General features: G+C 70.0%; 16 protein-coding genes and 2 pseudogenes. 8 read left to right on the top strand and 10 right to left on the bottom strand.

The window, feature by feature from the left end; translation table 11 throughout:
- The first annotated feature begins 72 nt into the window (after positions 1–72).
- Entirely contained in the window at positions 73–720 is a 648-nt protein-coding gene (locus OG841_RS20125; protein WP_174269201.1) for a hypothetical protein, read from the top strand.
- Between the two features lie 77 nt (positions 721–797).
- On the opposite strand, the pseudogene OG841_RS20130 reads toward OG841_RS20125, so the two are convergent.
- A pseudogene (locus OG841_RS20130) lies at positions 798–1,081 on the bottom strand (tyrosine-type recombinase/integrase); the annotation flags it as partial.
- Positions 1,082–1,375: 294 nt separating this feature from the next.
- Here OG841_RS20130 and OG841_RS20135 point away from each other — a divergent pair.
- Positions 1,376–1,504 (top strand): annotated as a pseudogene (locus OG841_RS20135) (GNAT family N-acetyltransferase); the annotation flags it as partial.
- Positions 1,505–1,610: 106 nt separating this feature from the next.
- Here the strand turns inward: OG841_RS20135 and OG841_RS20140 are convergent.
- Positions 1,611–2,132 (bottom strand): hypothetical protein, encoded by a 522-nt coding sequence (locus OG841_RS20140; RefSeq protein ID WP_365118111.1) that lies wholly within the window; start codon positions 2,130–2,132, stop codon positions 1,611–1,613.
- A gap of 504 nt (positions 2,133–2,636) precedes the next feature.
- On the opposite strand from OG841_RS20140, the gene OG841_RS20145 reads away from it, so the two are divergent.
- From OG841_RS20145 to OG841_RS20160, 4 genes are all read left to right on the top strand, one after another.
- A complete protein-coding gene (locus OG841_RS20145) occupies positions 2,637–3,155 on the top strand; it encodes a hypothetical protein (RefSeq protein WP_328640248.1) in 519 nt (172 codons plus the stop codon).
- 95 nt (positions 3,156–3,250) lie between these two features.
- The gene (locus tag OG841_RS20150; protein ID WP_328640247.1) at positions 3,251–4,099 is read left to right on the top strand and encodes a DUF4097 family beta strand repeat-containing protein; all 849 of its coding nucleotides are present in this window, start codon (positions 3,251–3,253) and stop codon (positions 4,097–4,099) included.
- A 60-nt stretch (positions 4,100–4,159) separates the two neighbouring features.
- On the top strand, positions 4,160–5,161 hold the full coding sequence (locus OG841_RS20155; protein ID WP_365118117.1) for an ATP-binding cassette domain-containing protein: 1,002 nt from the start codon (positions 4,160–4,162) through the stop codon (positions 5,159–5,161).
- Complete coding sequence (locus tag OG841_RS20160) at positions 5,158–5,976, top strand: ABC transporter permease (protein WP_371566375.1); 819 nt, start codon at positions 5,158–5,160, stop codon at positions 5,974–5,976. Before OG841_RS20155 ends, OG841_RS20160 begins: the two co-directional genes overlap by 4 nt.
- Positions 5,977–6,089: 113 nt before the next feature.
- Here the strand turns inward: OG841_RS20160 and OG841_RS20165 are convergent, their stop codons facing one another.
- The 7 genes from OG841_RS20165 to OG841_RS20195 form a co-directional block, all read right to left on the bottom strand.
- Entirely contained in the window at positions 6,090–8,636 is a 2,547-nt protein-coding gene (locus OG841_RS20165; RefSeq protein ID WP_328640244.1) for a sensor histidine kinase KdpD, read from the bottom strand.
- Positions 8,637–8,638: 2 nt separating this feature from the next.
- A complete protein-coding gene (locus OG841_RS20170) occupies positions 8,639–9,322 on the bottom strand; it encodes a response regulator (protein ID WP_328640243.1) in 684 nt (227 codons plus the stop codon).
- A gap of 133 nt (positions 9,323–9,455) precedes the next feature.
- A complete protein-coding gene (locus OG841_RS20175) occupies positions 9,456–10,124 on the bottom strand; it encodes a potassium-transporting ATPase subunit C (RefSeq protein ID WP_328640242.1) in 669 nt (222 codons plus the stop codon).
- A gap of 5 nt (positions 10,125–10,129) precedes the next feature.
- Positions 10,130–12,256, bottom strand: a complete 2,127-nt coding sequence (gene kdpB / locus OG841_RS20180) for a potassium-transporting ATPase subunit KdpB (protein ID WP_365118122.1) — start codon at positions 12,254–12,256, stop codon at positions 10,130–10,132.
- Positions 12,253–13,917, bottom strand: a complete 1,665-nt coding sequence (gene kdpA / locus OG841_RS20185; RefSeq protein WP_365118125.1) for a potassium-transporting ATPase subunit KdpA — start codon at positions 13,915–13,917, stop codon at positions 12,253–12,255. Before kdpA ends, kdpB begins: the two co-directional genes overlap by 4 nt.
- Before the next feature lie 7 nt (positions 13,918–13,924).
- Positions 13,925–14,014: a K(+)-transporting ATPase subunit F gene (gene kdpF / locus OG841_RS20190; protein ID WP_010351568.1), complete on the bottom strand. Its 90-nt coding sequence runs from the start codon at positions 14,012–14,014 to the stop codon at positions 13,925–13,927.
- 221 nt (positions 14,015–14,235) lie between these two features.
- On the bottom strand, positions 14,236–16,077 hold the full coding sequence (locus tag OG841_RS20195; protein ID WP_328640239.1) for an APC family permease: 1,842 nt from the start codon (positions 16,075–16,077) through the stop codon (positions 14,236–14,238).
- A gap of 240 nt (positions 16,078–16,317) precedes the next feature.
- Between OG841_RS20195 and OG841_RS20200 the strand changes: the two genes are divergently transcribed.
- Complete coding sequence (locus OG841_RS20200; protein WP_365118128.1) at positions 16,318–16,848, top strand: hypothetical protein; 531 nt, start codon at positions 16,318–16,320, stop codon at positions 16,846–16,848.
- Positions 16,849–16,881: 33 nt separating this feature from the next.
- Here OG841_RS20200 and OG841_RS20205 read toward each other — a convergent pair whose 3' ends face one another.
- Positions 16,882–19,401, bottom strand: a complete 2,520-nt coding sequence (locus tag OG841_RS20205; protein ID WP_328640237.1) for a sensor histidine kinase — start codon at positions 19,399–19,401, stop codon at positions 16,882–16,884.
- Positions 19,402–19,645: 244 nt separating this feature from the next.
- Here OG841_RS20205 and OG841_RS20210 point away from each other — a divergent pair, with 244 nt between their 5' ends.
- Positions 19,646–21,220, top strand: coding sequence for a Na+/H+ antiporter (locus OG841_RS20210; RefSeq protein WP_328640236.1), 1,575 nt, complete (start codon positions 19,646–19,648; stop codon positions 21,218–21,220).
- The last annotated feature ends 250 nt before the right edge of the window (positions 21,221–21,470 follow it).

Here is a 21,470-nt window from a genome sequence, read left to right on the forward strand (position 1 = left end):
GGAGGTCACTGACACGATGATCGGGTTGCGCGGCGGGGGTCGCGCGTCCTAGAAAAGCAGTCGGGTGGAGATATGCATCGCGGTGGCGGACTGGGCGAGGGGACCGATGACCTGGGTCCTCGACGTGCCCGGCGGGGAAGGCACCGACGCGAGGCGGAGGAAGCGGCCGAGACACGTCAGGGGCGGGGCGCCTCGGGCACCCCGGATGAGTCGGAACGCGACGAGCGACGTATCGAACGTCGGATCGATCCGTTGAGGGCGGGAAGCAGGAATGGTGGTCGGGTGGGGGTGACGTACAAGTACTTCGGCGCGCCCGACGGCGCTACCGCGGCCCGCGTCCCGATCTCGATGCGTCCCGAGGAACTCGGCGGCGACGAGCTCGGCATGAACGGCATGTTCACCAAGATCAAGCCGGAGACCATGGCGGCGATGGTCCTCACCGGCATCGAAGGCGTCCCCCTCCACAAGGTCCCCCCGCTCGAACTGGTCGTCCTGCACCCCGACTACGCGGTGGTCAAGCTCCCCATGACGGTCGTGGACCCGCTGCGCGGCATAGGCGAGGAAGCGGTCGGCGCGGCGGCGTTCATCTGGTCGACGGTCCCGGACCGGGGCGGCCCGCGGGACGCGTTCAACGTGTACCAACTGCTGCACGAGTGGCAGGACTTCAGCCACCGGTTGCATGAGGCGGGGCATCAGCCTTATTGCCTTGTCTGGCCCTGACCTGGGGTTTCTTGCGGATCGGGTGGGGTCTTCGGGCCTCGCCCTTTTTGGTGCCGGAGAGGGGCCATCAGGCGGCCAGGGCACATTGATTTCGCTGGGGGCACTGATGCGCGCCCTGGCCGGCGGGCGGGTCGCCGTCGTCTTCCGCCTCGGCTTCTTCCGTGAAGGCGTCGTCGATTGCTTTGCGGGTGCGGGTTTCGCTGGACGGCAGCAGGTGCGTGTACATCCGCACTGTGAAGCCGGGGTCCGAGTGGCCGAGGTACTCGGAGAGCGCCTTGATGCTCTCCCCCGCGTCCAGGAGTACGGAGGCGTAGGCGTGCCGGAGGGCGTGCATGCCGTCTTCCGGAGCCGCCTGGAGGTGACCTCACGGCCTGACCCCGCGCTTGGCGCGGACAACGAAGCTGCCCCCGGCGCGCCAACGCCGAGGGCCGAAGACTTCCCAAATGATCGCCCATCCCTGAACGAATGAGCTGGTGAGGGGCGGGATCTTGCCCGTCCTGCCTCCAGCGCAACCATGGCGAAGGTCGGATACGGGGTCGGTTTGTGCTCCGGACCGGACACTTTGCGAGCGTGGCTGTAAATACCCGTGCCTGGCGGATCGCTTCGCCGATCCGTCTTGCTTCGCTGTGTGCTTCGGCCATCTGTCACGGCCCCCCTGGTCGATCTGGCCCACCCCAAGGTCCAAGCCCTGTACGAGTCGTGGGGATACGCCAAGGCCGGAGAACAGCAGCCGTTCGCCGACTCCCCTGTGTACGCGGTCATGGTCAAGGACCTTCGCTGCTGAGGCGGCCCATTCGAGCCGCTGCTGCATCTCCAGGAGCGGCGAACCCCTAGCTTCTCGGGCGCATCCCGTCCGTCGGCCCGCGCGGCACGCCGCCCATCGGCACCGGTCAGGCGGCGTGGCAGAGCACCGCGGGGCCGGCCGGGGCCGCGGTGCGGGCCACGGTCGCGTGCACGGAACGGGCGGTGCGAACGGTAGGAGTGACCTGCGAGCGGTTCCGCGCGAAGACGACGAGGCGCAGCACCATGAACCGCGCGACACCGGCGAGTGCGGAGGCGGACAGGTAGACGACCTGCTCGAGCACGGCACCGGGCGCCGCCGCCATCTGCTGCAGGACCAGCATCGCCACACACGTAACCGCGTACGCGACCGCTGCGGACCCGGCCGACTGCGCATGCTGGCGCAAGGTCGCGTGCCCGCCCCCGAAGGTGAACCGGGCGTGCAGTTCGGTGGCGAGGAGCGTGGCGACCACGGTGATGAGGGCGTTCGCCAGAACCCAGGGCATCCAGGAAGCGAGGGCCGCCACGGCGAAGCTGGAGGCGATCCCCACCCCACCGCCGAAGAGCACGAAGCGGGCGAAGGCGGTGAAGGCGGGGGGCGCCGCCTTCATCTGGCTGTGCGCTGTCTCCATGATCCGACCCCTTCGATGACTCACTCCGCGAAAGGCGCACTCCTCGGCCTGCGAGACCGAGTCGTGCGCCATTAGTGGCGCCACTATGGCACATGAATGGCACCATTACGAGTCCAAAATGGCTCCCCGTATGGGAGGACCCACTAATGTGCAGGTCAGCGGTCCAAGGCGCCGTCGACGCACGCCAGCAGCGGTAAATGTCACGACAGCGCCGCCGTCCGCATCAGCCGACTGACGTCAGTCCGGAACACTCGAAAGGCTTGCTCCGGCCGACACCGGCGCCAGGTCGACGACCAGCTGGAGCCCCCGAGGCATCGTTGGCGCGGGATGGCACCACCCGGCACCATCCCGCGCTTCTGGAAACGCGTGAGCACGCATGGCGCCACAATGAATCGGGTCGTCCATTTCACGTCCCCGCAGCTCAGGGCGCACTATCTCAAGCCCGCCCCGCCGAGGCGCCATTTAGGCTTGCGGATGGCGCCATCACGGCGCCATACTGGCACCATGGACCTCACCCCGTATGTCGACTCCCTCCGCCGCGAACTCGCGGTGGCCGCCGAAAGCGGCGGCGACGAAGCCCGCGAGCTGGCCGAGAGGCTCACCGCTCCCCTGGAGTCGGCGACCCGTCTGACCATGCTCAATGTGCTCTCCGCCGCGATGGACGAGGTCACCCGCGAACTCGCCCCCGGCTCGGTCGACGTACGGCTGCGTGGACTCGACCCCGACTTCGTGGTGACACCGCCGCCCACCTACGGCGGCGCCCCCGCTGAGCCGGCCGCGCCCGCCGAACCGTTCAGGGCCCCGCTCCCGGCCGACGGCGACGACGGGGGCACGGCCCGCGTCAACCTACGTCTGCCGGCCCACCTCAAGACGCGTGCCGAGGAGGCCGCGACCCGCGAGGGCCTGTCGGTCAACGCGTGGCTGGTGCGCGCTGTGGCGGCCGCCGTCGACGGCGGCACCCGGCCGCGTACGACGGAGAAGGCCCAGACCGTCGGACAGAGCTTCACGGGCTGGGTGCGCTAGCCGCGCCCGCCAACACCCCCCAAGAAACCAGCACAGCACCCACACCACGTCCCACCAGCGGGGACGACCCGAAGACCCAAGAGGACGGGACAGCCATGCCTTCTTTCGACACTCCCGAAGCGATCTCGGTCACGGCGCGCGTGGAGGCCGGTTCCATCCAGTTCACCGCGGACGACCGCCTCGACACGGTCGTCGATGTGCGGCCCCGCGACCCGAAGAAGGACCTGGACGTACGGGCGGCCGAGCAGACCGAGGTCACGTACACGGGCGGCGTACTGACCGTCAGGACGCCCAAGGGCAATCTGCTGGGGCTCGGCCGCACCGGCACCGTCGACGTCACGGTCGAACTGCCCGCGGACTCGCGCATCGACATGACAGGTGCCTGGGCCCAGGTGCTGGGCGAGGGCCGGCTCGGCGAGGTCCACGTGAAGACCTCGTCCGGCGACGTCCGCCTCGACACGACGGGTCCGCTCCAGCTGACCGCGTCGCACGGCTCGATCACCGTGGACCGTGTCGAGGGCCGGGCCGAGATCACCACCAGCTCCGGCAGCCTGCGCGTCGGCCTCCTCGATGGCCCCGCGGTCCTGAAGAACTCGCACGGCACCACGACCGTCGACGCCGCGACCGGCGAGCTGCGGGTGAGCGGCGCCAACGGCGACATCGAGATCCGGCGCGCCGAGGACTCGGTCACCGCCACCACCGCCCACGGCACCCTGCGGGTGGGCGAAGTGGCGCGTGGCACCGTCCAGTTGGAGACCAACTACGGCGCCATCGACGTTGGTGTCCGCGAAGGCACGGCCGCCTGGCTCGACGTCAGCTCTGGCTCGGGCCAGGTGCGCAACACGCTCAGCGCGTCCGAGAGCCCGGAGCAGACCGAGGACACGGTCAAGATCCGCGCTCGCACCAAGTACGGCAACATCGACGTCCGCCGCGCCAGGGCCTGAGCACCACCCCGCCAACCGGCCCCTTCCCCTTATCACTTCAGCCTTCGATCGGAGGGCCCCATGCCTTCATCTGTCATGCCCACGCCCAGGCAAGGTGACGGTCCGCAGTCGTCGGCCGCCGTCTCCACCGTCGGTCTGCGCAAGTCGTACGGCGACAAGACCGTCCTCGACGGCATCGATCTGCGTATCCCGGCCGGGTCCGTGTTCGCGTTGCTGGGGCCCAACGGCGCCGGCAAGACCACCGCCGTGAAGATCCTTTCCACGCTCATCACCGCCGACGGCGGACAGGCCCAGGTCGCGGGCCACGACGTCGCCACGTCACCGGACGGCGTGCGCGCCGCGATCGGTGTCACCGGGCAGTTCTCCGCCGTCGACGGCCTCATCACCGGCGAGGAGAACCTGCTCCTCATGGCGGACCTGCACCACCTGTCCAAGGCCGAGGGCAGGCGAGTCACCGCCGAGCTGCTGGAACAGTTCGATCTCACCGAGGCCGCGAGCAAGCCCGCCTCCACCTACTCCGGCGGCATGAAGCGCCGCCTCGACATCGCCATGACTCTGGTCGGCAAGCCGAGGGTCATCTTCCTCGACGAACCGACCACCGGCCTCGACCCCCGTTCCCGCCACAACATGTGGCAGATCATCCGCGAACTCGTCTCCGACGGCGTCACCGTCTTCCTCACCACCCAGTACCTGGAGGAGGCCGACGAACTCGCCGACCGCATCGCGGTGCTGAACGACGGCAAGATCGCCGCCGAGGGCACCGCCGACGAACTGAAGCGGCTGGTCCCCGGCGGTCACGTCCGGCTCCGCTTCACCGACCCGGACGCCTACCGGTCCGCTGCCTCCGCCCTGCGCGAGGCCGCCCGGGACGACGAGGCACTCGCGCTGCAGATCCCCAGCGACGGCAGCCAGCGCGAACTGCGCTCCATCCTCGACTGGCTGGACGCCGCCGGCGTAGCGGCCGACGAGCTGACCATGCACTCCCCCGACCTCGACGACGTGTTCTTCGCCCTGACCGGCGAAGCCGACCGAACCGACAAGAAAGGTGAGGCTGTCCGATGAGCTCCCCCCTGGCTCCCGCCCGCCCGACCCGGATCTCGCTCGCCGTGCGGGACTCGAGCACGATGCTGCGCCGCAACTTGCTGCACGCGCGCCGCTACCCGTCCCTCACCCTGAACCTGCTGCTCACGCCGATCGTCCTCCTGCTGCTCTTCGTCTACGTCTTCGGCGACGTGATGAGCGCGGGCATCGGCGGCGGAGGCGCCGATCGCTCGGAGTACATCGCGTATCTCGTCCCGGGCATCCTGCTGATGACCATCGGCGGCACCCTGGTCGGCACAGCGGTGTCCGTCTCCATGGACATGACCGAGGGCATCATCGCCCGCTTCCGGACCATGGCGATCCACCGCGGCTCCGTGCTCATCGGGCACGTCATCGGCAGCGTGCTGCAGTCGGTCATCAGCGTGGTTCTCGTCGGCGCCGTCGGCGTGGCCATCGGCTTCCGCTCCACGGACGCCTCGGCCCTGGAGTGGCTGGCGGCATTCGGGCTGCTCACGCTGTTCGCCCTGGCGTTCACCTGGATCGCGGTCGGGATGGGGATGGTCAGCCCCAGCGCCGAGGCAGCCAGCAACAACGCGCTGCCGCTGGTCTTCCTGCCGCTCATCTCCAGCGCCTTCGTTCCGGTCGACGCGATGCCGGGCTGGTTCCAGCCGATCGCCGAGTACCAGCCGTTCACGCCCGCCATCGAGACCCTGCGCGGGTTGCTGCTCGGCACCGAGATCGGCAACAACTGGTGGATCACCATCGTCTGGTGCCTGGGCCTCGCGGCGCTCGGCTACCGCTGGTCGAAGGCGGTGTTCGACCGCGACCCGAAGTAACCGCACGGACTGCCTCCGGCAGCTCGTCACGCCCGCGGGCGGCGTACACCGGCACTACGTCGGCGTACGCCGCCCCGGCGGCATTCTGCATCAGCGCCTGTCGCTCAACACCCCTACGCGATCGCCGTAGTGGACAGGTCCGGTTCCGGCGGTGGCGGGTGGCTCGCCGCCATGGGCAGGGTCAGCACCATGGTGAGGCCGCCGCCCGGTGTGTCCTCGGCGTGCAGGGTGCCGCCGATGGCCTCCGTGAAGCCGCGGGCGACCGCGAGTCCGAGGCCGACGCCGTTGCCGCGCGGGGAGTCGCCGTAGCGCTGGAAGGGTTCGAAGATGCGGTCCTTGGCCTCGTCAGGGACGCCCGGACCTCGGTCCACGACCCGGACCTCGACCCGGTCGGCGATGGCGCTCGCCTTCACCAGCACCCGTGTGTCCGCAGGGCTGTACTTGACGGCGTTCTCGACCACGTTGGCCACGGCCCGCTCCAGGAGGCCCCGGTCGACGTCGACCATCGGCAGGGTCTCCGACACGTCCATGTCGACACTGTCCTCGGGGACGCCGCCGAGCGCCATCGGGATCACCTCGTCGAGATCCGTCTCGCGGATGAGCGGGGTGACCGTGCCGGTCTGGAGGCGCGACATGTCGAGGAGGTTGCCGACGAGGTGGTCGAGGCGGTCGGCGCCCTCCTCGATGGCCTCCAGCAGGTCCGCCTGGTCCTGCTCCGACCACTCGACGTCGTCCGAGCGCAGGGACGTCACCGCCGCCTTGATCCCGGCGAGCGGGGTACGCAGGTCATGGCTGACGGCGGCCAGCAACGCGGTGCGGATGCGGTTGCCCTCGGCGAGCGCCCGGGCCCGGTCCGCCTCCTCCTGCAGCCTCCGGCGGTCCAGGACGACGACGGCCTGCGCGGCGAAGGCCGCGAGGACGCGTCGGTCCTCGGCCGGCAGCACCCGTCCCGTCAGGGCCAGTGCCATGTGGTCGCCGACCGGTACGTCGACGTCCGCGTCGTCGGGGACGGCACAGGGCCGCGGGCCCACGCTCCCGGCGCAGGTCCACGGCGCGACGTCGCTCTCGCGCTCCAGCAGCGCCACCGACTCCATGCCGAAGGTCTCCCGGACTCGTTCGAGGAGCGCCTCCAGTGTGGTCTCGCCGCGCAGGACGTTGCCGGCGAGGAAGGAGAGGATCTCCGACTCGGCGCGCAGACGCGCCGCCTGGTGGGTGCGGCTGGCGGCCAGGTCCACGACCGAGGCGACGGACACGGCGACTCCGACGAAGATCGCGATGGCGACGATGTTCTTCGGGTCGGCGATGGTCAGGGTGTGGACGGGTGGGGTGAAGTACCAGTTCAGCAGGAGGGAACCGGCCGCCGCCGAGGCCAGGGCGGGGAAGAGGCCGCCCAGCAGGGCCGCCGCCACCGTCATGGCCAGGAACAGCAGCATGTCGTTGGCGAGCCCGACGTCCGGGGACATGCTCCGTAGTAGCCAGGTCAGCAGGACGGGGCCGCCCAGGCCGGCGAGCCAGCCCCAGATCAGGCGGGTCCGGCCGAGGCGGGCGCTCCGGGCGACCGGGAGTCCCCGCCCCTTGCCGACCTCGTCGTGGGTGATGAGGTGGACGTCGAGGTCGGGCCCGGAGTCGCGGGCGACCGTGGCGCCGACACCTGGGCCGAAGGCGTATTGCCAGCCCTTGCGGCGGGAGACACCCAGCACGATCTGGGTGGCGTTGACCCCGCGCGAGAAATCGAGGAGCGCGACCGGTATGTCGTCGCCGACGACGTGGTGGAAGGTGCCACCGAGGTCCTCTACGAGGGTGCGCTGGACGGCCAGCTCCTTCGGGGAGGCCGCGGTCAGACCGTCGCTGCGGGATATGTAGACAGCCAGCACCTCGCCGCCCGCGCCCTTCTCCGCCAGCCGGGCCGCGCGGCGGATGAGCGTCCGGCCCTCGGGGCCACCGGTGAGCCCGACGACGATCCGCTCGCGCGAGCCCCAGATCGTGGAGACCCGGTGCTCGCTGCGGTACTCGGTCAGATAGGCGTCGACCCGGTCGGCCACCCACAGCAGCGCCAACTCCCGCAGGGCGGTGAGGTTCCCGGGCCGGAAGTAGTTGGAGAGGGCCGCGTCGACCTTGTCCGGCTTGTAAATGTTGCCGTGCGCCATCCTGCGCCGCAGCGCCTGCGGGGACATGTCGACCAGCTCGATCTGGTCGGCCCGGCGTACGACCTCGTCCGGCACGGTCTCCCGCTGCCGTACACCCGTGATCGACTCCACGACGTCCCCCAGCGACTCCAGGTGCTGGATGTTCACCGTGGAGACGACGTCGATCCCCGCCGCCAGCAGTTCCTCCACGTCCTGCCAGCGCTTCTCGTTGCGCGAGCCGGGGATGTTGGTGTGGGCGAGTTCGTCCACCAGCGCCACATCGGGGCGGCGCGCGAGGACCGCGTCCACGTCCATCTCCGTGAAAGTGCTGTCCCGGTAGGCCAGTTCCCTGCGCGAAATCTGCTCCAGGCCGTGCAGCATCACCTCGGTGCGCGGCCGGTGGTGGTGCTCGACGAAGGCGACCACGCAGTCGGTGCCCCGCTCCACGCGACGGTGCGCCTCGGACAGCATGGCGTAGGTCTTGCCGACGCCGGGGGCCGCGCCGAGGTAGATCCGGAGCTTGCCGCGTGCCATGTTCATCCTTCGAAGCGGTAGCCCATGCCGGGCTCGGTGATGAGATAGCGGGGGTGGGCGGGGTCTGTTTCCAGTTTGCGCCGCAGCTGGGCCATGTAGACGCGGAGGTAGTTGGTCTTGTTGCTCTGGGACACGCCCCACACCTCCTGGAGCAGGTGCTTCTGTGTGATCAGCCGCCCGGGGCTGGTCACCAGGATCTCCAGCAGGTGCCACTCGGTGGGCGTGAGCCGTACGTCGTGATCGCCCCGTACGGCCTTCTTGGCGAGCAGGTCGATGGTGAAGTCAGCCGTCTCGACCAGGGTCGCCCCCGGCGCGAGCGGCACCTCCTCGGTGCGGCGGACGGCGGCCCGCAGCCGGGCGAGCAGTTCGTTCATGCTGAACGGCTTGGTGACGTAGTCGTCGGCGCCTGCGTCCAGCGCGGCGACCTTCTCGTCGGACGCCTGCCGCGCGGACAGAACGAGGATCGGCACCCTGGTCCAGGCCCGCAGCCCCTTGATGACGTCGACACCGTCCATGTCGGGCAGCCCGAGGTCGAGGAGGACCACGTCGGGCTGCCGGGCAGCCGCGAGCCGGAGCGCGGTGGTGCCGTCGGGGGCCGCGTCGACCCCGTACTGGCGTGCCTGGAGATTGATGAGGAGGGCCCGTACGAGCTGCGGGTCGTCCTCCACCACCAGCACCCGTGTCATGGGCGTGCGCCTTTCCTGTCGTACGTCGGGCTGTAAGCGCCGGAGGCCGTGCAACCGACCTCATGGCGGTGGGAGTCGGCGGAACCCGGTTCTCCCCGGATCCGCCGACTCCCCTGTGGATCGCGTAACGCCATCAGCTCTTCGCCGCGAGTTCCTTGAGCGCGATGTTGAGTTCGAGAACGTTCACCCGGGGCTCGCCGATGAAGCCGAGGGTGCGGCTCTCGGTGTGGTCGTCGACCAGCTTCTGCACCTGGACCACGGAGAGGCCGTTTTTCTCGGCGATCCGGTGAACCTGGATGTCCGCGTACTGCGGGGAGATGTCCGGGTCGAGACCGGAACCGGAGGAGGTCACCGCGTCGGCGGGCACCTCGGACGGCTTCACCGTGTAGCCGTTCACCGAGTTGTCCTTGACGACGGCCTTCTTGGCGGCGGTCACCCAATCGATCAAATCCTTGTTGTCGGCGGACCGGTTGGTGGCGCCGGACAGGATCAGCTTGTACTGGGTGTTCACGCTGTTGCTGCCGAGGCCGTTCTGCGGGCGCCCCTGGAACCACTTCAGGTCGGGCTCCGGGGTCTCCTGGCCCTTCTTCAACGGCAGGTTGTACGACTGCCCGATCAGGGACGAGCCGACGACCTTGCCGTCCGACGTGATCTCGGAGCCGTTGGCCTGGTCGCTGAACAACCCCTGGGCGATACCGGTCACCACCAGCGGGTAGATGACGCCGGTCACCAGGGTCAGCACGAGGAGGGCGCGCAGGCCGGCCCAGAGCAACCGGGCGGTGTTCATAACCGAGTTGTTCATGGGGATCAGCCGATTCCGGGGATGAGGGAGATGAGCAGGTCGATGAGCTTGATGCCGACGAAGGGGGCGACCAGGCCGCCGATGCCGTAGATCGTGAGGTTGCGGCGGAGCATCTTGTCGGCGCTGACGGGCCGGTACTGCACGCCCTTCAGGGAGAGCGGGACCAGCGCGATGATGATCAGCGCGTTGAAGATGACCGCGGACAGGATCGCGGAGTCCGGCGAGGACAGGTTCATGATGTTGAGCTTGTCCAGGCCCGGGTAGACGGCCGCGAAGAGCGCCGGGATGATCGCGAAGTACTTCGCGACGTCGTTGGCGATGGAGAACGTCGTCAACGCGCCCCGGGTGATGAGGAGTTGCTTGCCGATCTCGACGATCTCGATCAGCTTGGTCGGGTTGGAGTCGAGGTCGACCATGTTGCCGGCCTCCTTAGCGGCCGACGTACCGGTGTTCATCGCGACACCGACGTCCGCCTGTGCGAGGGCCGGTGCGTCGTTGGTGCCGTCGCCGGTCATCGCGACGAGCTTGCCGCCCGCCTGCTCCCGCTTGATGAGCGCCATCTTGTCCTCGGGAGTGGCCTCCGCGAGGAAGTCGTCGACCCCGGCCTCCTCGGCGATCGCCTTCGCGGTCAGCGGGTTGTCGCCCGTGATCATGACGGTCTTGATGCCCATCCGGCGCAGCTCGTCGAAGCGCTCGCGCATGCCGTCCTTGACGACGTCCTTGAGATGGATGACGCCCAGGACGCGTGCTCCGTCGGTGTCCTCGACCGCGACAAGCAGGGGAGTGCCGCCCGCCTCGGAGATCCGGTCGGTGAGCGCGCCGGCGTCCTCGGACACCTCACCGCCCTGCTCCCGGACCCAGGCGACGACCGAACCGGCCGCACCCTTGCGGATCCTGCGCCCCTCGACGTCCACGCCGGACATCCGGGTCTGTGCGGTGAAGGCGATCCACTCGGCGCCGGTCAACTCCCCCTGGTGGCGCTCGCGCAGGCCGTACTTCTCCTTCGCCAGTACAACGATGGAGCGGCCCTCAGGCGTCTCGTCGGCCAGCGACGACAGCTGGGCCGCGTCGGCGAGTTCGGCCTCCGTGGTCCCGCTCACCGGCACGAACTCGGACGCCTGACGGTTGCCGAGCGTGATGGTGCCGGTCTTGTCGAGCAGCAGGGTCGACACGTCACCGGCCGCCTCGACGGCCCGGCCGGACATGGCCAGCACATTGCGCTGCACCAGCCGGTCCATGCCCGCGATGCCGATCGCGGACAACAGCGCCCCGATGGTGGTGGGGATGAGGCAGACCAGCAGCGCCACCAGCACGACCATCGTCAGATGCGTACCCGCGTAGTCCGCGAACGGCGGCAGGGTCGCCACCGCCAGCAGGAAGACGATCGTCAACGAGGCCAGCAGGATGTTCAGCGCGATCTCGTTCGGCGTCTTCTGCCGGGCCGCGCCCTCCACGAGGTTGATCATCCGGTCGATGAAGGTCTCGCCCGGCTTCGTCGTGATCTTGATGACGATCCGGTCGGACAGGACCTTCGTGCCGCCGGTCACCGCGGACCGGTCGCCGCCGGACTCCCGGATGACCGGCGCTGACTCTCCTGTGATCGCCGACTCGTCCACGGAGGCCACACCCTCGACGACGTCACCGTCGCCGGGGATGATGTCGCCGGCCTCGCAGACGACCAGGTCACCGATCTTCAGGTCGGTGCCGGGCACCTGCTCCTCGGACTCCCCCACGAGGCGTCGGGCGACCGTGTCAGTCTTGGCCTTGCGCAGGGTGTCCGCCTGCGCCTTGCCACGCCCCTCGGCGACCGCCTCCGCCAGGTTGGCGAAAACGACGGTCAGCCACAGCCAGGCGCTGATGGTCCAGCCGAACCAGTCGCCCGGGTCCTTGAAGGAGAACAGGGTGGTCAGCACCGAGCCGATCCACACCACGAACATCACGGGCGACTTGACCATCACCCGCGGGTCGAGTTTGCGACAGGCGTCCGGCAGCGACTTCAGCAGCTGCTTGGGGTCGAAGAGGCCCGCGCCGACACGGCTCTCCTTGTGACCGGTCGGGACGTCCTGGTGGGGTGCCCGGGTCGGGGTGGCTGTGGACATCGAGTCCTCTTGCTTCTGCGTGTCGGTCGTCATGACGCCAGCCCCTCGGCGAGCGGACCCAGCGCGAGCGCCGGGAAGTAGGTCAGACCGGTGATGATCAGGATCGCGCCCACCAGCAGGCCGGTGAACAGCGGCTTCTCAGTGCGGAGTGTGCCCGCGGTCGCCGGCACCGGCTTCTGCTCGGCGAGCGAACCGGCCAGCGCCAGCACGAACACCATCGGCAGGAACCGGCCCAGCACCATGGCCAGCCCCAGCGTGCTGTTGAACCACTGCGTGTCCGCGTTCAGACCGGCGAAGGCCGAACCGTTGTTGTTCCCGGCGGAGGTATAGGCGTAAAGGATCTCGGAGAATCCGTGCGCACCGCTGTTGGTCATCGAGTGGCCCGGAGTGGGCAGGGCCATCGCCGCGGCGGTGAAGACGAGCACCAGCGCCGGGGTGATGAGGATGTAGCAGGCCGCGAACTTGATCTCACGGGTGCCGATCTTCTTGCCCAGGTACTCGGGCGTACGGCCGACCATCAGACCGGCGATGAACACCGCGATGATGGCCATGACCAGCATGCCGTAGAGACCGGAGCCCGTACCGCCGGGCGCGATCTCCCCCAGCTGCATGCCCAGCATGGTGATCCCGCCGCCGAGACCGGTGAACGAGGAGTGGAACGAGTCCACCGCTCCGGTCGAGGTGAGCGTGGTCGAGACGGCGAAGATCGACGAGGCACCGACGCCAATGCGGGTCTCCTTGCCCTCCATCGCTCCCCCGGCGATCTGGAGCGCCGGACCGTGGTGCGCGAACTCGGTCCACATCATCAGCGCGATGAATCCGACCCAGATGGTGGCCATGGTGGCGAGGATCGCGTAGCCCTGCTTGATGGAGCCGACCATGATGCCGAAGGTGCGGGTCAGCGCAAACGGGATGACCAGCAGCAGGAAGATCTCGAAGAGATTCGTGAACGGCGTCGGGTTCTCGAAGGGGTGGGAGGAGTTGGCGTTGAAGTAACCGCCGCCATTGGTGCCTACCTCCTTGATGGCCTCCTGCGAGGCGACCGCACCGCCGTTCCACTGCTGGTGGCCGCCCATGAACTGGCCGACCTCATGGATGCCGGAAAAGTTCTGGATGGCACCGCAGGCGACCAGCACGATCGCGGCGACGATGGAGAGCGGCAGCAGGATGCGGGTCACACCGCGCACCAGGTCCGCCCAGAAGTTGCCGAGTTCACCGGTGCGGGAGCGGGCGAACCCGCGCACCAGCGCCACCGCGACCGCGATACCGACGGCCGCCGAGACGAAGTTCTGCACCGCCAGTCCCGCCGTCTGCACGACGTGGCCCATGGCCTGCTCGCCGTAGTACGACTGCCAGTTGGTGTTCGTGACGAAGGACGCGGCCGTGTTGAACGCCTGGTCCGGGTCGATCGCCTTGAAGCCGAGCGAACCGGGCAGGTGGCCCTGGAGCCGCTGGAGCAGGTAGAGGAAGACGACGCTCACGGCCGAGAAGGCGAGGACGCCGCGCAGGTAGGCCGGCCAGCGCATCTCGGTGTTCGGGTTGGCACCGATGCCCTTGTAGATCCACTTCTCGACGCGCCAGTGCTTGTCGGAGGAGTAGACCTTGGCCATGTAGGTGCCGAGGGGGACGTAGGCGAGAGCCAGCGCCGCTATGAGCGCGAGCAGCTGGAGCACGCCGGCGAGTACGGGACCCATGACGATCTCAGAACCTCTCCGGGAAGATCAGGGCGAGGACGAGATAGCCCAGCAGGGCGACGGCCACGATCAGGCCGACGACGTTTTCGACGGTCACAGCTTCGTCACCCCCTTGGCGACGAGGGCCACCAGCGCGAAGACCGCGACTGTGGTGACGACGAAGGCCAGATCGGCCATCGCGAACTCCTGGAGTGAGGTTCGGGTGGAACGGACGATTAGAGGTAACCGCTTCTGTGGCCGGATTCGGCCGCCGTTGACGCCTCTCTTACGGCGGCCCCGGCACCTTTGACGGGACTCTGACGCCGCCGGAGGCGAGGGTCACAGCAACCGGAAGCGCAGTCGGCAGATGACCGCGTCGGTCTCCCTGCGCACGGCGTGGGCGACGACGGCGCCGCGCTGGTTCTGCAGCAGCCGCTGCCACAGCCGCTCCGGCTCGGTCTCCGGGATCAGCACGGTGACCTGGGTGGCCGGTTCCGACGTGGCGACCTCGCGCACGTACGCGGCGATGGGACGGCCCAGGCTGCGGCTCTCGCAGGTCAGCCGGACCAGCGGAACCCCAGGGCCCCACTCCGCCCAGGAGCGCTCCAGAGCGTGCAGCTGGGCCCTGTCCTCGGGGTCGGGGTAGCAGACGGTGACCGCGCGTACCTCGTCGCCCAGGGAGGCCGCCGCGGTCAGCGCCTCGGACGTCAGGCGGGAGAGGGAGGACACGGGGACGATCACCAGCGACCGCTCGCGATGAGGAGTCTCGGGGATACTGCCCAGGCCCAGGCGCTCCCCGATGCGGGCGTAGGCGCGGTGCACGGCGACGAAGGCCGCCACCAACAGCGGCAGGGTCACCACCACCAGCCAGGCCCCCTCCTCGAACTTGCTCGCCGTGACGACGATCGAGGAAATCCCGGTCAGTAGCGCGCCGAAGCCGTTCAGCAGGGCCTTGCCCCGCCAGCCCCGACCTCGCTCCTGACGCCAGTGCCGCACCATGCCGACCTGGGCGATGGTGAAGCCGACGAAGACCCCGATCGCGAACAGCGGCACGAGGGTGTTGGTGTCGCCGCCGGAGAACACCAGCAGTGCCGCCGAGACCACGGCCAGGGCGAGCACACCGTGCCGGTGCACCTGGCGGTCGGCCTTGAGCGCGAACACGTGGGGCAGGTAATTGTCACGCGCCAGGAGCTTCAGCAGGACCGGCAGCCCGCCGAACGACGTGTTCGCGGACAGGGCCAGCAGGATCACCGTGGCGAACTGGATGATGTAGAAAGCCCAGTTGTGGCCGAGGGAGGCGTCGGCGAGCTGGGCGAGGACGGTGACGCCCTCGACCGGCTGGAGGTGGAAGCGGGAGATCAGTACCGACAGTCCGATGAGCATCAGGCCGAGGACGGCGCCGAGGGCGACCTCCGCGTGCTGGGCGCGCTTGGCGCGCGGGACGCGGAAGGAGGGGACGGCATTGGCGATGGCCTCGACGCCGGTCAGGGCGCTGCACCCGGAGGCGAAAGCTTTCAGCAGGAGCAGGGCGCCCACGGTGGTGGCGTTGTCGGCCAGCACCGAGGCGTGCCCGTCCGCCGTGGCCGTACTGACGGGGGCGGACCGGAACAGCCCGACGCCGATCAGCACGAAGATCGAGCCCACGAACACCACGGTCGGCACGATGAACACCTTCGCCGACTCGACGATGCCCCGCAGGTTGACCGCCGTGATCAGCGCCAGCACGGCCAGACACAGCCATAGCCGGTCGTCGTAGAGGGCCGGGAAGGCCGAGGTCAGCGCGGCCACTCCGGCCGTGACGGCGACGGCGACGTTCAGGACGTAGTCCAGGACCAGCGAAGCGGCCGCGACCAGGCTCGTCCGCGCGCCAAGATGGGTCTTGGCGACGGCGTACGACCCGCCGCCGTCCGGGAAGGCGGCGATCACCTGCCGGTACGAGGCGACCAGCACCGCCAGCAGACCCGCGATCGCCAGGGTCACCGGGAGGGTGAACCCGAGGCCGTGGGCGCCGGCTGCGGCCAGCACGAGGACGATCGCCTCGGGGCCGTAGGCCACGGACGCCATCGCGTCGAGGGAGAGTGCGGCAAGACCTGTGACGGCGGTCAGCCGGTGGCGCTCGCCGGTATCGGGCGGCTCCTCGTCGGCGGGGGTCGCGCCCGGCTCGATGGTCACGACGGACATGAGTGCGTGCTCCTTCTTCCCTCGGCCGCGCACGAGGGCTGTGGTGTGCGCGGTGCACTCAGGGTGTGTGCGTTTCCAGCCGGGACCGACCGCTCCTTGCGGTTTCTTCGCGCCGAACGGGCCGACTTTGACGGGTCCTTGACGGCGATGTGACCCAGGTGACAGAGCCGTGAGGACAAGGCCGTCAGAGTGGCGTCAAAAGGGAGGCGATCCGGCCATGCGGATACCTACGGTCGGCGCATGGCACCCCGCAACGACGCGCGCGGCCCCGCGGACGCGGCGCACGACCTCCGCTGGGCGCGCGACGTGCGGGACTCGGTGCGCTGCGCCGGCGTGTTGCTCGCCCTGGCCCTCCTCCTCGACTGGGGCACGGACCGGCTGTCGCTCTGGCGCGGCGCCCTGTGGGTCGCCTCGGCGCTGCTCCTCTTCCTCGTGCTGTGTCCCGCCCACGTCCGGGCCGGTGAGGACTGGTTGTCCGTGCGCCGGCTGCTGCGCGAGCGGCGGGTCCGTACGGATCTGCTGGTGTCCATCCGCTGCCTTGACGGCGTCTCCCAACGGCTCGTGCTGCGGGACGCGTTCGGCGGGCGGGTGGAGATCGACCCCGAAGTCCTGGTGAGGAACTCGCCGTTGTGGTTTCGTCTGGAGGCGGGCGCCCGGAAGGCGGCGGCCGGTGGCACGCTGCTGTGCGGAGCGACCGCCTTGCGCCGCCTCTCCTTGCGCGTCGACCGCGAGGCCGCCCAGGCCGTCTTCAAGGTTTCCGGGCTGGAGTGACGCCCTCGGGGCGCCTCCTCTGGAGCCGTCCCTTCAGGCACCGCCTACGTTGCGCGCACCTCGCGGGTGGTGCGGGCCGGTCGGGGAGGGCACCGGGTCCGTCTGCTCGGCGAAGGGCAGTGACACGACCATGGTCAGGCCGCCGCCTGGGGTGTCCTCGGGGGTGAGGGTCCCGTCCATCGCCTCGGTCAGGCCCCGGGCGAGGGCCAGCCCGAGGCCGAGTCCGGTGGTGTTGTCGGTGTCGCCGAACCGTTGGAAGGGCTCGAAGAGGCGATCGCGGCCGGTCGGCGGGAGGCCGGGACCGCGGTCCACGACACGCAGTTCGACCCGGCCCGCGAGGGCGCTGGCGGTGACCAGCACCTTCTGCCCCGGAGAAGTGTGGCGGGCGGCGTTACCGACCAGGTTGGCGACGACGCGCTCCAGCAGCGGCGGGTCAGCCAGCACGGCCGGGACCTCCTCCATGTCCCGCACCTCGGCCCCTGGCACATCGGCCAGCGCCATCGGGAGTACCTCCTCCAGGGTCGTGGCCCGCAGGTTCAGCGTGAGGACACCGGCTTCCAGGCGGCTGAGGTCGAGGAGGTTCTCCACGAGGCCGTTCAGCTTGGCCATGGACTCGTCGGCGGTGGCCAGGAGTTCGTCGCGGTCCTGGGGCGAGAACTCCACATCGCGACTGCGCAGCGAGGTCACGGCCGCCCATCCGGCGGCGAGCGGGGTGCGCAGGTCGTGTCCGACGGCCCGCAACAGTGCCGTACGCATCCGGTCGGCGGCCTTCACCGGCTCGGCCTCGGCCGCCGCCTCGGCCAGCCGAGCCCGCTCCACGGCCGACCCCACGTGCGCGGCGAACGCGGCCAGCACCCGCCGCTCGGAGGAGGACAGTGTGCGTCCACGCAGCGCCAGCCACGCCTCCGGCCCTGCGGGCACGACCGTGGTGTCCTCGGCGTCGGGCGGCTCGTCGACGAGTTCCGCGGTCTCCATGCCGAAGGTCTCCCGCGTGCGTTCCAGCAGTGCCGGGATCGTCGCTCCGCCCCGCACGATGCTGCCGGCCAGCGACGACATGGTCTCCGCCTCGGCGGTGGCTCGGGCCGAGCGGCGGGACAGACGCAGGGAGCGGTCGACGACGGCGGCCACGGTGGCGGCCACCGTCGCGAACACCCCGAGCGCGAGCAGCGCGTTGGGGTCCTCGAGCGTGAACGAGCCGATGGGCGGGATGAACCAGTAGTTCAGCAGCAGGGACGCCGTCACCGACGCGATCAGCGCCGACAGGACCCCTCCTATGCAGGCCACGCCGACCACCGTGAGCAAGAACAGCAGCGCCTCGCTGGTCAGGTTGACCGTCCCGCGTACCTGGGCGAGGACGACCGTGAGCAGCACCGGCAGCACCAGCCCGGCAACCGGCCCCGCGATCTGCCGGGCCGTGGACAGGGTGCGGCGCCGGGACGGCAGCAGGGTGCCGCGGCCGGCGCGCTCGTGGGTGACCCGGTGGACGTCGATGTCGCCCGACAGCGCGGTCACGGTCTCTCCCGTGCCCGGGCCGGTCAGGAAGCGTTCCAGTCGGCCCCGGCGGCTCGTGCCGAGGACCAGCTGAGTGGCGTTCTCGGCGCGGGCGAACTCCACCAGGGCGGTGGCGATGTCGTCGCCGACGACGGAGTGGTAGCTGCCGCCGAGGTCCTCCACCAGCCTGCGCTGGCGGGCCAGCGAGGCGTGGGAGACCCCGGCGGCGAGTCCGTCGCTGCGTGCCACGTGCACGGCGAGCAGATCGCCGCCGGCCGACCGGGCGGCGATCCGGGCGGCCCGCCGGACCAGCGTGTCGCCCTCCGGCCCGCCGGTCAGCGCGACGACGACCCGTTCCCGCGTCTCCCACACACCGCCGATGCCGTGCTGGGAGCGATAGTCCTGGAGGGCCTCGTCGACCCGGTCGGCCACCCACAGCAGCGCGAGCTGGCGCAGTGCGGTGAGGTTGCCGGGCCGGAAGTAGTTGGCGAGCGCAGCGTCGACCTTGTCGGGGGCGTAGATGTTGCCGTGCGCCATGCGGCGGCGCAGCCCCTCGGGCGGCATGTCCACCAGCTCCACCTGGTGCGCGCGCCGGACGACGTCGTCGGGCACCGTCTCGTGCTGCGGCACGTGCGTGATCTTCTCGACCACGTCGTTGAGGGACTCAAGGTGCTGGATGTTCAGCGCCGTGACGACGTCGACGCCGGCGGCGAGCAGCGCCTCGATGTCCTGCCAGCGCTTGGGGTTGCGGCCGTCACCGGGGACGTTGCTGTGCGCGAACTCGTCGACGATCGCCACCTGCGGGCGACGCGCGAGGACCGCGGCGAGGTCCATCTCCTCGAACCGCCCGCCACGGTACGAACAGCGGGCTCGCGGGACGACCTCCAGGCCGTCGAGCATCTCTTCCGTGCGGGGTCGGCCGTGGCACTCGGCGAAGCCGACCACCACATCCGCACCACGGGCGGCACGGCGCCGCCCCTCGTCCAGCATCCGGTAGGTCTTGCCCACCCCCGGGGCCGCCCCGAGGTAGACCTTCAGCCGTCCAGGCCGTACGTCACTCATCGCCGCCGACGCGCTCCGCTCACTGGCTCAACTCCCACGGGAGACGGGTTGCTTCCCCCTACCGATCCCTACCGAAGCGCTTTCGAGGCTCGGCCGGTGCGGGTGTTAGCGCGTTCTTGGCGCCGATCACGGGGACCTTGACACTGCCTTGACATCCCTTGGCCGGATAAGGTGAAGGCGGTGTGCCGGGAAGTCTGGTCGGCGGGGAGTCAGAGCGGCTCCTTCGTAGTCCCAGGGGGACGGCATGCGCGGCGTCGGCACGGTTCTGGCACTGGTCATCCTGGCCACCGTCGTGGCGACCTTCGCCCGCCGGTGGCGCATACCCGCGCCCTCCCTGCTCGTCGTCGCGGGCCTGACTGTCGCGCTGCTGCCGGGCACTCCGCAGATAGAGATCAGCCCGGAGATCATCGGCCTCGTCGTACTGCCACCACTGCTGTACGCCAGTGCGGAGGAACTGTCCTGGCGTGAGCTGCGCGCGGTGTGGAAGCCGGTCGGGATTCTCGCGATCGGACTGGTGCTGGCCTCGGCGGCGGCCGTCGGCTGGGTGGCCTCGCTGGTAACTCCCCTGTCATGGCAGATGGCGTTCGTGCTCGGCGCGATCCTGGCCAGCACCGACCCGGTCGCGGTCACGGCCCTGGGCCGACGGCTCGCGCTGCCGCCGAAGGTTCAGATGCTGGTGCAGGCTGAGAGCCTGTTCAACGACGCGACCTCGCTCGTCCTGTACCGCGTCGCGGTGAGTGTCGCCGTGGCCACCGCGGCGGTCGGCTGGGGCTCGGCAGGCAGTGAGTTCGTGGTGCTCGCGGGCGGCGGCACGCTCATCGGCGCCGCGGTCGCCGGGGTGGTCGCGCTGATCCGACGGCGCACCGAGGACCCGGTGCTGGAGACGGTGATCGCCCTGGTCACGCCGTACGCCGCCTATGTCCTCGCGGAGGCGGCACACACCTCCGGGGTCACCTCCGTGGTGGTCGCGGGCGTGGTCCTCGGCGGCCGCGGCGACCGGCTGACCAACGCCCGCATCCGGCTCCAGCTGCATGCCGTCTACGGCACGGTGGTGTTCCTCTTGGAGAGCGTGGTGTTCTCGCTCATCGGCCTGGCCCTGCCCGCACAGGTGCAGGCACTGGACGACGGTGACCGGGCCTGGCCGCTGTACGCCCTCGCGGTGGCGGGCACGCTGATCGCGGTACGGCTGTTGTGGCTGGCGCCCCTGTCGGCCGTGGTGCAGCGCAAGGGCGGCATCCAGCGGATGAACTGGCGGGTGCCGCTCGTCCTGACCTGGGCGGGCACCCGGGGAGTCGTCCCCCTGGCCGCAGCCCTCTCCATCCCCGAGACCACGAAAGCGGGTGCGGCACTGGCGGACCGCCCCCTGGTCCTCGTCCTGACCACCTCGGTCGTGGTCGTCACCCTCGTCGTGCAGGGCTTCACCCTCGCCCCGGCCGTGCGCCGCTCCGGCATCGCCCTGGAGCCCGACCACACCGAGCGCGAGGAGGCCTCCGCCCGCTGTCACCTGGCCGACGCCGGCATCCGCCGCCTCGACGAGCTCTCCGGCCTCGAAGCCGTACCGGACGTCGTCGTCGAACGCCTCCGGCGGGGGCTCACCGCCCGCCTCGACGACGCCCGCGACCGCCTCGCCGACGACAGCACGACCGCGGCTCCGGCCGGGTCCGCCGACCTCGTCTACCGCCGGCTGCGCCGCGACCTGATCGCCGTGGAAGCCATGGAACTGCAACGCCTCTACGACGACCACGCCATCAGCGACACGACGCGCAGAAGGCTCCAACGCTCCCTCGACCTGGAGGAAGCCCGGCTGGCGGACGCCTGAGCGGCGCTCGGCGAGGCTCCGCGAACCCCGACGATGCAGGGACTTGGGGCACCTCGCCCTGACGACCGCCGTCTGACATCTCAACCGATGGCGTTTCGGAGCCGGTCAACGGCTTCCGCCAGATCGTTGAAAGCCTTGTTCTCCTGCTGCCCGGTAGTACGGGAAGCCGACAAGATGCTGTCGCGACCTCCGCGGATCCGAGCGTAGGCGTCAAAGCGGACGAGGACCTCTTGCACTGGCTCCTGGGACG

It is taken from the genome of Streptomyces canus (assembly GCF_041435015.1).
Lineage (GTDB): Bacteria > Actinomycetota > Actinomycetes > Streptomycetales > Streptomycetaceae > Streptomyces > Streptomyces canus_G.